The organism is Pseudomonas sp. SP16.1 (genome assembly GCF_052682975.1).
Window position 1 is genome coordinate 310,296 of record NZ_JBQYFZ010000001.1, and the last position, 13,203, is coordinate 323,498.

At 68.2% G+C, this 13,203-nt stretch carries 12 protein-coding genes; 5 read left to right on the top strand and 7 right to left on the bottom strand.

Annotation, left to right across the window (positions count from 1 at the left end):
* Window positions 1–100 precede the first annotated feature (100 nt).
* Window positions 101–1,720 carry an acyl-CoA synthetase gene (locus ACUTAF_RS01565; protein WP_445578322.1) on the bottom strand — a complete coding sequence of 540 codons (1,620 nt, stop codon included), beginning with the start codon at window positions 1,718–1,720 and terminating at the stop codon, window positions 101–103.
* 141 nt (window positions 1,721–1,861) lie between these two features.
* On the opposite strand from ACUTAF_RS01565, the gene ACUTAF_RS01570 reads away from it, so the two are divergent.
* Together ACUTAF_RS01570 and ACUTAF_RS01575 are read left to right on the top strand one after the other, a co-directional pair.
* Window positions 1,862–3,790 carry a sensor histidine kinase gene (locus ACUTAF_RS01570; RefSeq protein WP_445578323.1) on the top strand — a complete coding sequence of 643 codons (1,929 nt, stop codon included), beginning with the start codon at window positions 1,862–1,864 and terminating at the stop codon, window positions 3,788–3,790.
* A gap of 30 nt (window positions 3,791–3,820) precedes the next feature.
* The gene (locus tag ACUTAF_RS01575) at window positions 3,821–4,459 is read left to right on the top strand and encodes a response regulator transcription factor (protein ID WP_445578324.1); all 639 of its coding nucleotides are present in this window, start codon (window positions 3,821–3,823) and stop codon (window positions 4,457–4,459) included.
* A 4-nt stretch (window positions 4,460–4,463) separates the two neighbouring features.
* On the opposite strand, the gene ACUTAF_RS01580 is transcribed toward ACUTAF_RS01575, so the two are convergent.
* The 6 genes from ACUTAF_RS01580 to ACUTAF_RS01605 all read right to left on the bottom strand — a co-directional run bounded on the left by ACUTAF_RS01580 (window position 4,464) and on the right by ACUTAF_RS01605 (window position 11,091).
* Complete coding sequence (locus tag ACUTAF_RS01580; RefSeq protein WP_445578325.1) at window positions 4,464–7,070, bottom strand: EAL domain-containing protein; 2,607 nt, start codon at window positions 7,068–7,070, stop codon at window positions 4,464–4,466.
* Window positions 7,071–7,169: 99 nt separating this feature from the next.
* Window positions 7,170–7,781: a class I SAM-dependent methyltransferase gene (locus ACUTAF_RS01585; RefSeq protein ID WP_445578326.1), complete on the bottom strand. Its 612-nt coding sequence runs from the start codon at window positions 7,779–7,781 to the stop codon at window positions 7,170–7,172.
* A gap of 3 nt (window positions 7,782–7,784) precedes the next feature.
* Window positions 7,785–8,126 carry a DUF5629 family protein gene (locus ACUTAF_RS01590; protein ID WP_445578327.1) on the bottom strand — a complete coding sequence of 114 codons (342 nt, stop codon included), beginning with the start codon at window positions 8,124–8,126 and terminating at the stop codon, window positions 7,785–7,787.
* Window positions 8,127–8,142: 16 nt separating this feature from the next.
* Window positions 8,143–8,784 (bottom strand): oxidoreductase, encoded by a 642-nt coding sequence (locus ACUTAF_RS01595; RefSeq protein ID WP_445578328.1) that lies wholly within the window; start codon window positions 8,782–8,784, stop codon window positions 8,143–8,145.
* Between the two features lie 49 nt (window positions 8,785–8,833).
* Complete coding sequence (locus tag ACUTAF_RS01600; RefSeq protein WP_445578329.1) at window positions 8,834–10,558, bottom strand: C13 family peptidase; 1,725 nt, start codon at window positions 10,556–10,558, stop codon at window positions 8,834–8,836.
* A gap of 77 nt (window positions 10,559–10,635) precedes the next feature.
* Entirely contained in the window at window positions 10,636–11,091 is a 456-nt protein-coding gene (locus tag ACUTAF_RS01605) for a MaoC family dehydratase (protein ID WP_445578330.1), read from the bottom strand.
* 239 nt (window positions 11,092–11,330) lie between these two features.
* Here ACUTAF_RS01605 and ACUTAF_RS01610 point away from each other — a divergent pair, with 239 nt between their 5' ends.
* Genes ACUTAF_RS01610 through ACUTAF_RS01620 form a run of 3 tightly spaced genes read left to right on the top strand, consistent with a single transcriptional unit; the run spans window position 11,331 to window position 12,998 of the window.
* The gene (locus tag ACUTAF_RS01610) at window positions 11,331–11,690 is read left to right on the top strand and encodes a CidA/LrgA family protein (protein WP_445578331.1); all 360 of its coding nucleotides are present in this window, start codon (window positions 11,331–11,333) and stop codon (window positions 11,688–11,690) included.
* Window positions 11,687–12,403: an LrgB family protein gene (locus ACUTAF_RS01615; RefSeq protein WP_445578332.1), complete on the top strand. Its 717-nt coding sequence runs from the start codon at window positions 11,687–11,689 to the stop codon at window positions 12,401–12,403. The genes ACUTAF_RS01610 and ACUTAF_RS01615 overlap by 4 nt, the downstream gene beginning before the upstream one ends.
* A gap of 7 nt (window positions 12,404–12,410) precedes the next feature.
* Entirely contained in the window at window positions 12,411–12,998 is a 588-nt protein-coding gene (locus tag ACUTAF_RS01620) for an LON peptidase substrate-binding domain-containing protein (RefSeq protein WP_445578333.1), read from the top strand.
* Window positions 12,999–13,203 lie beyond the last annotated feature (205 nt).

Consider the following 13,203-nt stretch of genomic DNA (forward strand, 5'->3'; position numbering starts at 1 on the left):
GAGGGTTCTCCGTCGGCCGCCTGGGCCGGTTCTTGTTGTTGTGCAAACGGTTCATTCACCCCTCTCCCACCGGGAGAGGGGCCGGGGGTGAGAGCCGCTTCTACAGCGCCTTGGCCATATCGCGCAGGACGAACTTCTGGATCTTGCCGGTGCTGGTCTTGGGCAACTGGGTGAAGACCACGGTCTTGGGCACCTTGAAGCCGGCCAGGTGTTCGCGGCAGAAGGTCATGATCTCGCTGTCGCTGGCCTGCTGGCCGGTCTTCAGGGTGATGAAGGCGCAGGGCGTCTCGCCCCATTTCTCGTCCGGGCGGGCGACCACGGCGGCCTCCAGCACTGCCGGGTGGCGATAGAGCACGCCCTCGACCTCGATGGTGGAGATGTTCTCGCCGCCGGAGATGATGATGTCCTTGAGCCGGTCGCGGATTTCCACGTAGCCGTCGGCGTGGCACACGCCCAGGTCGCCGGTATGGAACCAGCCGCCTTCGAAGGCCTCGGCGGTGGCGCTGGGGTTCTTCAGGTAGCCCTTCATCACGGTGTTGCCGCGCATGAAGATCTCGCCGATGGTCTGGCCGTCACGCGGCACCGGCTCCAGGGTCTTCGGGTCGGCCACCATCACCCCTTCCAGGGTCGGGTAGCGCACGCCCTGGCGCGCCTTGATGGTGGCGCGCTCTTCCAGCGGCAGCTCGTCCCATTCCGCGTGCCAGGCGCACAGGGTCACCGGGCCGTAGACCTCGGTCAGGCCGTACACATGGGTGACATGGATGCCCATCTCCTCCACCGCGCCGATCACCTTGGCGGGCGGCGCGGCACCGGCGACCATGGCCTTGACCGGATGATCGATGGCGGCCTTGGCCTCGGCCGGCATGTTCACCAGGGCGTTGAGCACGATGGGCGCGCCGCACAGGTGGGTGACCTGCTCGTCGCGGATCAGGCGGAGGATCTTCGCCGGGTCGACGCGGCGCAGGAACACGTGCACGCCGGCCAGCGCGGTGACCGTCCAGGGGTAGCACCAGCCGTTGCAATGGAACATCGGCAGGGTCCACAGGTAGACCGGGTGGTTGCCCATGGCCCAGGTCATCTGGTTGCCCAGCGCGTTGAGGAAGGCGCCGCGATGGTGATAGACCACGCCCTTGGGGTTGCCGGTGGTGCCGGAGGTGTAGTTGAGGCTGATGGCCTGCCACTCGTCCGTCGGCCACTGCCAGGCGAATTCCGGGTCGCCCTCGGCAAGGAAGGCCTCGTAGTCCAGCTCGCTGACCGCCTGGCCTTCGCCGTACTCGGGGTCGTCGACGTCGATCACCAGCGGCGGATGGTCGAGCATGCCGATGGCGGCGTGGATCACGTCATGGAACTCGCGGTCGGCGATCACCACCTTGGCCTCGCCGTGCTGCAGCATGAAGGCGATGGCCTCGGCATCCAGGCGCACGTTGAGGGTGTTGAGCACCGCGCCGATCATCGGCACGCCGAAATGCGCCTCAAGCATGGCCGGGATGTTCGGCAGCATCACCGCCACCGTGTCGCCCTGGCCGATGCCGCGGCCGGCCAGGGCCGAGGCCAGGCGCCGGCAGCGCGCGTAGGTCTCGGCCCAGTTGCGACGAATCGAGCCATGCACCACGGCCGGGTAGTGCGGGTACACCGCCGCGGTGCGTTCGATAAAGCTCAGCGGGCTGAGGGCGACATGGTTGACGGCGGCGCGGCCGAGGCCCTGTTCGTAGATCGACATGGCGGATACACCTTTGGCTGATTGTTAGCTCTGGTTATTCCGGTAATGATGCAGGCATTACCGAAGCTTGCTGGCGGTTATTTATAGGTCATTTCTAATCGATATGGAAGTTGTACCAAGGTTTTATAGAATAATTACTATATGACTCTATCGAGCGATCAGGCGGCCGTGCCGCTGCAGGCCTGGCTGCGTATCCAGCGCGAAGCGCCATCCCTCAACGAGCGGGCGGCGGCCCTGCGCCGCGCCGTGCTCGGCTGCCCGCAGGTGCGCCAGGCCTGGTACCTGGCCTGGCAGCCGGCCAGCCGCACCTATGCCCAGGAAGGCGGCGGCCCGCGCCTGCCGCCGGGGCAGGGCGATCCCCTGGCCGCCAGCGACCAGGCGCTGTTCGAGGCGCTGGCGATCCGTCCCTGCCTGAGCCTGGAGGCAGTGCGTCAGCTGCCCTGCTGGCTGGCCGGGCGCCTGCGCCGCGCGGCCATCCATCACGGCCAGGCGCTGGCGCTGAGCCTGGAGGAGGGTGGCGCCGGCCTGTTGCTGCTGCAGGTCGACGAAGACGCCGGGCTGGAGTGGCTGCCCTGGCTGCGCGAGCTGCTGGCGCAACTGGTCGGCCTGGCGGGCGGCATGAGCCGCAGCGCGCCGCTGCTGTCGGCCGACCCGCAGCCGGCGCTGCTGCTCGATGAGCGGGCGCGCCCGCTGGAATTCAACCCGGCATTGCAGGCGCTGCTCGGCGAGCGTTCGCTGACGCAGGTTGAACAACTGCTGCCGGTCAACCATCTGCCGCTGGTGCGTGCCTGCCTGCAGCAGGCTCGGGCCATCGAGGCGGTGGAGGCGCAGGACGGCGAGCGCATCCTGATCTGGAGTTTCATTCCCGATGTCACCGAGCGGCGGGTGCTGGCGCGCTGCCGCGAGGCCACCCGTGAGGTTCGCGAGCAGCGCGAGGCCGCGCGTGCGCGGCGCTTGTATCGGCTGATCACCGAGAACACCACCGACCTGATTTCCCGCCACACGCCGGATGGGGTGTTCCTCGACGCCACGCCTGCCAGCTGGACGCTGCTCGGCTACTGGCCGGAGGAGCTGCGCGGGCGCAGCGTCGACAGCCTGTTGCATCCGCAGGATCAGGGCCAGCAGGCGCGCCAGGCCCGCGAGGCGCTGGAGCAGGACGGCTACCACACCATGACCTATCGCATTCGCCATCGCGACGGCCATTACCTGTGGTTCGAGACCGCCAGCCGCGCCATCCGCGAGACCTATACCGGCGCGGTGGTGGAGGTGGTCAGCGTGTCGCGCGACATCACCGCGCGCATCCAGGCCGAGGACAACAAGCGGCGCCTGGAGGACGAACTGGCGCATACCGCGCGCCTGGTCACCCTGGGTGAGCTGGCCTCCGGCATCGCCCACGAGATCAACCAGCCGCTGGCGGCGGTGGTCAACTACGCCGGCGCCAGCCAGCGCTACCTGCAGGGCTTCGGCGGCGACCCGGCGGCGGTGGACAAGGTGAGCCAGGGCCTGGCGCGCATCACCGAGCATGCCAACCACGCCGCGGCGGTGATCAAGCGCCTGCGCGCCTTCCTGCGCAAGGGCCAGCGGCGCGTGCAGGCGCTGAACCTGGCTGAGGTGGCTCGCGAGGCGGTGCGCCTGTGCAACTGGGAAGCGGGCGCGGCGCAGGTGGCGGTCAGCGACGCCTTGCCGGACAATCTGCCGCCGGTACTCGCCGACCGCGTGCTGCTTGAACAGGTGCTGCTGAATCTGCTGCGCAATGCCATCGAGGCCAATCGCGACCAGCATCCGGGCGCGCCGTCGCAGATCCGCCTGGAGGCCCGCGAGCGCGACGGCAGCCTGGCGATCCGGGTGATCGACCAGGGACCGGGCGTTGGCGAGGAACAAATGGGCAAGCTGTTCACCCCCTTCTACACCAGCAAGGCGGACGGCCTGGGGCTGGGCCTGTCCATGAGCCGCAGCATCGTCGAAGGCTTTGGCGGGGCGCTGGAAGCCTTGCCGGCCGAGGGCGGCGGGCTGTGCCTGGAATGCCGTTTGCCCTTGGGCAGAGGCGACGAACCCTTGCCGACCAATTAGCGCCATAACAACAAGAGGAGCTGCACGCAGATGCAACAACTGGTTTACGTGGTCGACGACGATCAGGGCATGCTCGACTCGACCCTCTGGCTGCTGGAGTCGGTGGGCCTGACCGGCGTGCCCTTCACCAGTGGCCGGGCCTTTCTCGAGGCCTGCGACCCGACTGCCAATGCCTGCGTGCTGCTCGATGTGCGTATGCCGGGCATGGGCGGGCTGAACGTGCAGGAAGAGATGCGCGCGCGCGGCATCGAGCTGCCGGTGATCTTCGTCAGCGGCCATGCCGACGTGCCCATAGTCGTGCGCGCGTTCAAGGCCGGCGCGGTGGATTTCATCGAGAAGCCCTACAACGAGCAACTGCTGCTCGACAGCGTGCAGCAGGCGCTGGAGCGTCGCTCGCCGCCGCGGCGCCACGACCCGCGCCTGGCCGAGGTGCAGGCGCGCCTCGACCAGCTCACCCCGCGCGAGCGCGACGTGCTGCTGCCGCTGGTGCGCGGCTATACCAACCGCGAGGTGGCCGAGCAGCTGAATATCAGCGTGAAGACCGTCGACCTGTATCGTTCGCGGGTGATGAAACGCATGCAGGCCGAGACCCTCGCGGAACTGGTGGGCATGGCCATCGCCGCCGGGCTGCTGGACCCGCTGGCGCTACGCGGCGGCGCCGCAGGCTGAGGGCTCAGGCCGACCCCAGACCCACTTCGAGCGGAGTCTGGCTGTGCAAGGCGAGCTGTTCCGCCGCTTGCGGCGCGCCGTACAGGTAGCCCTGGAAGTAACGGCAGCCGAGGCGCAGCAGGGCGTCGCGCTGCGCCTGGCTCTCCACCCCCTCGGCGATCACCCGTAGCTCCAGTGCCTGGCCCAGGGCCAGGATGGTGCGCACGATGGCGGTGTCGCTGGCACTGTCCTGCAGGTCGCGGACGAAGCTGCGGTCGATCTTCAGTTGATCCAGCGGCAGGCGCTTGAGGTAGCTGAGGGAGGAGTAGCCGGTACCGAAATCGTCCAGCGAGAAGCGCACGCCATGGGCCTTGAGCTGGCCCATTTTGTCGATCAGCGCCTCGATGTCCTGCACCAGCTGGCTCTCGGTCAGCTCCAGCTCCAGGCGCTGCGGATTGGCGCCGGTCTCCTTCAGTACCGCGAGCACGTCGGCGACGAAATCCGGATGGTGGAATTGGCGCGCGCTGACGTTGATCGCCAGGGTCAGCCCGGCCCGGCGCGGGTCGTTCGCCCAGCCGGCCAGCTGGCAGCAGGCGGTATGCATGATCCAACGCCCCATTGGCAGGATCAGCCCGCAGCTCTCGGCCAGGGCGATGAAATCGCCTGGCGGCACCAGGCCGCGTTGTGGGTGTTGCCAGCGCACCAGCGCTTCGACTCCGAGCAACTCGCCGTGCTGGTCCACCTGGCGCTGGTAATGCAATAGCAGCTGGCCATCGGCCAGGGCGCGGCGCAGCTCGTGTTCCAGCGCCACGCGCGCGGCCAGCGCCTGCTGCATGCGTGGGTCGAAGAAGCGCAGGGTGTTGCGTCCGGCGGCCTTGGCTTCGTACATCGCCAGATCGGCGTGCTTGAGCAGTTCCTCCGGCTTGTCATGCGGTTGGGAGAACAGCGCTACGCCAATGCTGGCGCTGCTGTTGTGGCTCTGTCCGGGCAACTCGAAGGGCCTGGCCAGGGCCGCCAGCAGTTTTCCCGCGACCTGCTCGATGGCGGCGATGGCCGCCAGCGGATCGGGCTCCAGGTTCTCCAGCATCAGCACGAATTCGTCGCCGCCCAGGCGCGCCAGGCTGTCGTCCTGGCGCAATTGCTCGAGCAGGCGTTCGCTGACCTGCTGCAGCAGCAGGTCGCCCATGTCATGGCCGAGGGTGTCGTTGAGGCTCTTGAAGTTGTCCAGGTCGATGAACAACAGCGCCCCTTCGCGGCGGTTGCGCGCGCAGCGCGCCAGGGCGAACTGCAGGCGTTCGAGCAGCAGGCGACGGTTGGGCAGGCCGGTGAGTGCATCGTAGTAGGCCAGTTGATGGATCTGCTCGAGATTCTGTTTGTGCTCGGTGATGTCGGTGGAAATGCCGCACAGGGCGTAGATGCTGCCGTCGGCGGCCCGCAGCGGCAGCTTGACCGAGAGGTAGGTGCGTTCAGGGCCGCCGCTGCGCTCGCGGTTGGTTTCCTCGGTCTCGATGCGTTCACCGGCGAGTACGCGGCTATCGTTGTGCTGCAGGGCCTGCACGGTGTCGGCATCGAAGAAGGCGGCATCGGTCTGGCCGACGACCTGCTCGGGCGAGCGGCCGAACAGTTCGCAGACCTTGCGGTTGGCGTACTGGTAACGCAGCTGCAGATCCTTGATGTAGATATAGGCCTCGACGCTGTCGAGAATGGTGTTCAGGCGCTCTTCGCTGGCCTTGAGATGACGGGTCTTGTCCGCTACCTGGCGACGCAGCAGCAGGCTGCCGCCGACGGCCAGGGCCAGCAGCAAGCCGAGTGCCGCCATCCCCCACCAGAACAGCTCCGGCACACGCCAGCGCGGCTGCTGGCCACTCCAGCGCTGCAGCACCCGGTGGTAGATCGAGTCGGGCTGCGCCTGCCAGGCCTGCAGGTGGCGGTCGATGGCGCTCAGCAGGTCGCCATTGCCGCCCTTGCGGGTGGCGTAGAACAGCTGCGCCGGCTGGAACATGATCGGCGTGCCGGTCAGGCGGTAGGTGGGCGCGTGGAAGTCGCCGAACAGGTGGTTGGCCACCACGGCATCGGCCAGGCCAGCCGCCACCAGCTCGAAGCCCTGGCGCAGGTCGCGCAGCGGAATCATCTGCGCCTGCAGGCCGAATCCCTGCAGCAGGCTCTGCAGGTATTGGTACTGGATCGAGCCTTCCAGGGCGGCGATGCGCAGGCCACGCAGGTCGAGCACGCTCTGCAGGCGCAGCTCTTCGAGACTGTACAGCTGCGACCAGCTCAGCAGCGACGGCACCCGGTGAAAATCCAGCACGCCAGCGCGCGCTTCGCTGAAGGCGACGTCCGGCAACAGGTCGATATCGCCGTCCTGGGCCAGCTGCAAGCACTGCTGCCAGGTGCAGGGCACGGCCTGAAGCTGCCAGCCTTCTTCCTCGGCGATGGCCAGCAGCAGCTCGCCGAGTATGCCGGCAGGCTGGCCCTCGTCGTTCTGGAAGAGTTTCGGTTCGTTGGCGTAGAGACCGACGCGCACCGTGCGCGCCTCGGCCAGCAGCGGCAAGACACCTGCCAGCAGCGCGAGGCACAAGGCCAGGTGCCGGGTGAGCCGGCGGATACGGATGGGCGGCGTGGCGGGCTTCATGCGCGAGTCGGCTTCCCTTCGGTGGAGATCCAACAACCTGAGTTGCAGTATGGCCCGCCCCGGCCAGTATGCGAGCCGGGCAGTGAATCCGGGGGATGGTCAGTCCGCCCAGCCGCGATAGACATGGGTCATCGGCCGTGGGCCCTTGAGGTAGCCGGTGCTCAGCTCGCGGATACGGAAGCCGCCAGCCTGGATCAGGGCGGGGATATCGCGGTCGAGGTGGCAGCCACCGGCCAGCGGTTTCCATACCGGGGTCAGGCGCCGTTGCCAGCGTTCAACGGAGAGGTCCGGCGCCAGGCCGTGCTCGCAGAACAGCAGGCGACCGCCGGGCTTGAGCACCCGGCGCATCTCGCGCAACGCCGCCAGCGCATCGGGGATGGTGCACAGGGTGAAGGTGCAGACGATATCGTCGAAGCTGGCGTCCTCGGCCTTTATCTGCCCCAGCTCCAGGGCGATCATCTCGACCGGCACCCGACAGCGTGCGGCACGCTCGCGGGCCAGGGCCTGCATCTCGGCGGACGGGTCGACGCCGACCACCGCGCTGACCCGCTGCGGGTCGTAGAAGCCGAGGTTGAGGCCGCTGCCGATGCCGATCTCCAGCACCCGTCCGCGGGCCAGTGGCACGATCTGCGCGCGCGCCTGCATCACCTCGCCCATGCCGCAGGCCAGGTCGATCAGGTGCGGCAGGACATGGCGGTCGTAGAAACCCATGGTTCAGTCGTCGTGGGAGTCGTCGGCGTCTTCGTTGTCGCCGCGGAAGGCGGCGAAGCATTTGAGGCGGTGGCTGGCATCGCTGCCGTCGAGTTGCCAGCTGTCGTCCTCCTCGACATGCCGGGCGCCCTGTACCGCGGCCAGGGAGAACTGCCACAGGCGGCGTTCGCGGCCGTCGACACAGTGCACCTGCAGCAGGGGCTTGGCGGCGCTGTCGGTACCGCCGGTGCCGGCGCTGACCTGGGCCAGCAGTTCGGTGTCGAGGTCGAACTGCCAGGCGTGCAGGCCGTCGACCTCCAGCATGTCGGCATCTTGCAGGGCTTCGATCAGGCTTGTCGGTTTCATCGGCTTGTCCACGGCGTCAGCGCCCCAGGCGGCGCAGGTCGGAGGACTCTATCACGCGCACGCCACTTTCTTCCTCCAGGGCCAGGCGCCACAGCGCCCGGGCCAGGGTGCAGGCGTCGATACCGCGGTATCTGCCGGGCAGCCAGCGCAGCAGAGGCGCGGCCAGGCGCTCGCCGAGGCGAAATTCGCGGCGTGCGCCGAGCAGTAGCGAAGGCCGGGCGATGGTCAGCTGCGGCCAGTCCATCGCCATCAGCGCCTGTTCGGTCTCGCCCTTGACACGGTTGTAGAACAGCGACGAGCGCGGGTCGGCACCGAGGGCGCTGACCACCAGCAGGTGGCGCGCGCCGAGCTCGCGGGCGCGGCGGGCGAAGGCCAGCACCAGGTCGTGGTCGATGGCGCGGAAGGCTTCCCGCGAACCGGCCTGCTTGAGGGTACTGCCCAGGCAGCAGAAGGCGGTGTCGACCGGGCCGGCCAGTGGCGGCAGCAGCGTCGCCAGGTCGCCGACCGGGTTGTCCAGGTGGGCGTGGGCGGCCAGCGGCCGGCGCGTCGGCGCCAGCACGCGGGCCACCGTCGGCTCGCTGAGCAGACGGTCGAGCAGGTGTTCGCCGGTGAGGCCGGTGGCGCCGGCGAGCAGGATGTGCTGCGGGGTCAGGTACATGCAGTCGTCTCTTGTCCGTTACAGCTGAGCTTAGATCGTAAATGGCGTCCTAGTCGCGCGGGGCGCTGTTGGCCACTGCGCCGAGGGCGCGCTCGGCCTGGCTCTGGCGCAGGCTGCGCCAGTGCTGGAGCACGCCGCGCGGGGCCCAGATCTGCGGTTCGGAGGGTTGATGGTCATCGGCCTGTTCGCGTTCGGCGACGCGTTCCTTGGCCAACTCGAAGGCGCGCTCGAGGTTGTCGGTTTCGCCGAGGGCCTCGGCGAACAGGGCGCGGCCGAAATAGGTGAAGTCGTTTTCTTCCGCGCAGCCGAAGGATACCCGGTCGGCGCGCGCGGCGGTCATCACCAGGGTCCTGGCGTCCTTGAGCAGCGGGATGAAGCCGCCGGAATAGCAGGCCGAGATCACCACCACCTTGCTGCGCTGCTTGAGCGGGGCGAGCAGGGCAGCCAGCTCGCTGGCGGGCAGGTCGGCCAGCTGCAGGCGCGGCTGGTCGAGGTTGAGCTCGTGCTCGCGCGAGCCGTGGCTGGTCAGGTAGATGAACACCAGGTCTTCCTCGCCGCTGCGCTCGGCCAGGGCCTGCACGGCGCGGGTGAGGGTCTCGCGGGTGGCCAGCGGGCGATCGGCCAGGTGGTCGCGGTGGTTGATCAGGCTGATGCTGCCATGGGCGCCGAAACGCTCGCGCAGCAGGCGGCTGACGTAGTCGGCCTCGCGCATGAATACGCTCTGCTTGCCGTCGCCGGCCAGGGTCAGGGTGTAGAGCTCGCGCGCGGGGGTGGAGGCGGGCAGCGCGGCGATGGCTTCGTCGAGCAGCCGTCCCTGCTGCAGCAGGCCCAGTTCCAGGGCATCGGGCAGGGCCTGGCCGTGCTCGTCGCGCACGCGCCGGCCGCGTTGCCAGGTACCGGCCTGGCGGCTGCCGTCGGCCAGGGTCAGGGTGCCCGCGCCGGCATAGTCGCCGGCGACGAACTGGCCCTGGTAGTGACTGCCATCGGCCAGGGTCAGCAGCCCCTCGCCCTGGTAGCGCCACTCCTCGAACTGGCCGACATAGCGGCTGCCGTCGCTGCCGATGTACTCGCCGGGGCCGCTGAGCGCGCCATCGACGAACTCGCCGCTCCAGACATCGCCCGCGGCGTTCTGATAGCGTCCCTTGCCGTGAAACTCGTCGTCCTTGAAGCCGCCGCTGTAGGTATCGCCGTCGGCACCGGTGTAGCTGCCCTGGCCGTTGAGCCGGCCCTGGCTGAACAGGCCGCTGAACTGGTTGCCATAGGCGTCACGGCGCACCCCCTGGCCTTCGGGCTGACCCGCCGCGAACCGGCCCTGGAAGCTGCTGCCGTCACCCTGCTCCAGGTGACCCAGGCCATGGAAACGATCATCGAGAAACTCGCCCCGATAGCGCTGGCCATCTTGCTCCAGGCGTCCTTCGCCGTTGAAACGGCCCAGCGCGAAGCCGCCCCGATAACTGCTACCGTCGCCGTAGGTGAGGGTGCCGCTGCCGTGGAACAGGCCGTCGCGGAATTCGCCCTGGTAGTGCTCGCCGCTTGGACCCTGCCATTCGCCGGGACCATCCAGCAGGCCGTCCTTGAACTGACCGACGAACCGGCTGCCGTTGCGGTAATCCAGGCGCCCCGGGCCTTGCAGCAGGCCGTCGATTATCTCGCCGCGGTACTGCGCGCCGTCGGGCAGCACGGCATCGGCCGGCAACAACTGGCGTGCGTCGTCGCAGCCGGCGAGGAGCAGGGACAGGCAGAGGGGGAGCAGGCGCGGCGCGAGCGGCTTCATGACGGACATCCGAGTCGGAGCAATGCCCGCCAGTATGCCGCAAGCGCGGGCGGGGCGGCAGGGCGCCCCGCGGCGGGTCACACGAAGCAGAGGGTCAGCGGTTCGGCGACATAGGCCGGTTTCTCCTGGCCTTCGATCTCCAGCACGGCGCGCGCCTTGAGCAGCCACTGGCCAGGATTCTTCTCGCTGGCATCGGTCAGGCTCAGCGTCAGGCGAACCCTGGAGTCGACCTTGACCGGCTGGATGAAGCGCACGCTGTCGAGGCCGTAGTTGACCGCCATCTTCAGGCCCTGAGGCATGATCATGATGTCTTCCATCAGCATCGGCACCAGCGACAACGACAGGAAACCGTGGGCGATGGTAGTGCCGAAGGGGGTCAGCTTGGCCTTCTCCGGATCGACGTGAATGAACTGGTGGTCGCCGGTGCATTCGGCGAACTGGTTGATGCGTTGCTGGTCGATGGTCAGCCACTCGGACTTGCCGAGTTCCTTGCCAACATAGTCCTTGAGCTCTGCTACGGGTACGAACGGCATAGTTCCTCCTTGAGGACGCGGGGTGTTGTTATTTTTGCGTGGAACCGTTGCAGGCTAGATCACCACGCGGCCAGCAGCGGGTCAAGCCTACCTGGGCGCGCTGAATGGCGCGGTATGAACGGGCAGGCGAGGCACTGCAGGGGCCATCGCGCCTATAATGGCCGGCATGCCCTCAAGATTGCCTGGATACCCCTGTCATCGGCAGCGGTGCCGGGTGCGCACGTTTCGGAGATGTTCCCATGCTGCTTCGCGGCCTGTCCTGGCTGGTGTTGTGCCAGTTGCTCGGTACCGCCCTCAACGTCCTGCTGCTGCCCATGCTGCCGGGGCCGATCATCGGCATGCTGCTGCTGTTCGCCTTTCTCCTGCTCCGCGGCGAGGTGGGCGAGCCGCTCAGCATCGCCTCCAGCAGCCTGCTCAAGTACCTGCCGCTGATCCTGGTGCCACCGGCGGTGGGCGTGATGGCCTATGCCAGCGCCATTCTCGCCGACTTCTGGGCGGTGGCCGGTGCGCTGCTGCTGTCGCTGCTGCTGTCGGTGGCCTTCGCCGGCTGGCTGATGCAGAAGCTGATCGAGCGCCAGCAACGGCGGGAGGACGCATGAATCCGGATTGGCTGGGCGCCTGGCAGGCGCTGATCCACCACCCGCTGTTCGGCGTCGGCATCACCCTGGGCGCCTATCAGCTGGCCATCGCCGCCTATGAGAAGACCCGCTGGGTATTCCTGCAGCCGGTGCTGGTATCCATGCTCACGGTGATCGCCATCCTGCTGGTCTGCGGGCTGAGCTTCGCCGAGTACAAGAGCAGCGTCGCGGTGCTGACGCTGTTGCTCGGCCCGGCGACCGTGGCCCTGGCGATACCGCTGTACCTGAACCTGCGGCGCATCCGTCAGCTGTTCTGGCCGATCGTGCTGACCCTGCTGCTCGCCGGTACCCTGGCCACCGTGCTGGGTGCCGGGCTGGCCTGGCTGTTCGGCGCCGAGCGGCTGATGCTGATGAGCATGGCGCCGAAGTCGGTGACCTCGCCGATCGCCATGCTGGTGGCCGAGCAGATCGGCGGCATCGCCGCGCTGGCGGCGGTGTTCGTGATGCTCACCGGGGTCATCGGCGCGATGATCGGGCCAGCGCTGCTGCGCCTGTGCGGCGTGCGCCATCCGGCGGCGCTGGGCATGGCCCTCGGCATTACCGCCCATGCGGTGGGCACGGCGCGGGCGCTGCAGGAGAGCGACGAATGCGGCGCCTTCGCCGCCCTGGCCATGAGCCTGATGGGGGTGATCACCGCGGTGCTGTTGCCGCTGGCCATTGTTCTGCTGCTGTGAGGTGACGATGACTCTGCCGCTGTTCCCTCTCAACACCGTGCTGTTCCCCGGCTGCATGCTCGATCTGCAGATATTCGAGGCGCGCTACCTGGACATGATCAGCCGCTGCATGAAACAGGGCAGCGGTTTCGGCGTGGTGTGCATCGTTGAGGGCGAGGAGGTCGGCGAGGCCGCCAGCCGCTTCGCCGCACTCGGCTGCGAGGCGCTGGTGCGCGACTTCCAGCAGCGGCCCAACGGCCTGCTGGGCATTCGCGTCGAGGGCGGCCGGCGCTTCATGGTGCGCAGCGCCCAGGTGCTGCCGGACCAGTTGACCATCGCCGAGGTGGACTGGTTGGCAGAGGTCGGGGATTGCCCCTTGCAGGCCCGGCATGCCGATCTCGCCGCGCTGCTGACGGCGCTGGCCGAGCATCCGTTGGTGGCGGGGCTGGGCATGGGCGGTGCCGTCGGCGGCCAGCAACAGTTGGCCAACCAGCTGGCCTACCTGTTGCCGCTGGAACCGGGACAGAAGCTGCAGCTGTTGCAGCAGGACGACCCCGGACAGCGTCTCGAGCAGCTCCAGGCCATGCTGGAGCAGTTGCAGGGCGATGCGTCGTAGCTGGCATCGTGCGCGCCGGCCTCGGCCTTGTGCGGCGGTCGCCCGGAGATGTGGCAGGTGTCTCAAGGCATGGTTGATGCAGCCAGGCGCAAGGCTCCTGTGAATGCGACGTCCGGCCGGCGCGGGCCAAGCTTTGACCGGGGCCATCTGTGGTAGACTGCGCGGCGGCCCACAAGCCCCGCCTACTGAGCCTCTACCGGAGTCC

Excerpts from the sequence above, each read along its gene's own strand:
- ACUTAF_RS01615 (WP_445578332.1), top strand. The coding sequence starts at position 11,687 with ATGAATCCGGATTGGCTGGGCGCCTGGCAGGCGCTGATCCACCACCCG.
- ACUTAF_RS01620 (WP_445578333.1), top strand. The coding sequence starts at position 12,411 with ATGACTCTGCCGCTGTTCCCTCTCAACACCGTGCTGTTCCCCGGCTGC.
- ACUTAF_RS01590 (WP_445578327.1), bottom strand. The coding sequence starts at position 8,126 with ATGAAACCGACAAGCCTGATCGAAGCCCTGCAAGATGCCGACATGCTG.
- ACUTAF_RS01605 (WP_445578330.1), bottom strand. The coding sequence starts at position 11,091 with ATGCCGTTCGTACCCGTAGCAGAGCTCAAGGACTATGTTGGCAAGGAA.
- ACUTAF_RS01580 (WP_445578325.1), bottom strand. The coding sequence starts at position 7,070 with ATGAAGCCCGCCACGCCGCCCATCCGTATCCGCCGGCTCACCCGGCAC.
- ACUTAF_RS01570 (WP_445578323.1), top strand. The coding sequence starts at position 1,862 with ATGACTCTATCGAGCGATCAGGCGGCCGTGCCGCTGCAGGCCTGGCTG.
- ACUTAF_RS01595 (WP_445578328.1), bottom strand. The coding sequence starts at position 8,784 with ATGTACCTGACCCCGCAGCACATCCTGCTCGCCGGCGCCACCGGCCTC.
- ACUTAF_RS01610 (WP_445578331.1), top strand. The coding sequence starts at position 11,331 with ATGCTGCTTCGCGGCCTGTCCTGGCTGGTGTTGTGCCAGTTGCTCGGT.
- ACUTAF_RS01565 (WP_445578322.1), bottom strand. The coding sequence starts at position 1,720 with ATGTCGATCTACGAACAGGGCCTCGGCCGCGCCGCCGTCAACCATGTC.
- ACUTAF_RS01575 (WP_445578324.1), top strand. The coding sequence starts at position 3,821 with ATGCAACAACTGGTTTACGTGGTCGACGACGATCAGGGCATGCTCGAC.
- ACUTAF_RS01585 (WP_445578326.1), bottom strand. The coding sequence starts at position 7,781 with ATGGGTTTCTACGACCGCCATGTCCTGCCGCACCTGATCGACCTGGCC.
- ACUTAF_RS01600 (WP_445578329.1), bottom strand. The coding sequence starts at position 10,558 with ATGAAGCCGCTCGCGCCGCGCCTGCTCCCCCTCTGCCTGTCCCTGCTC.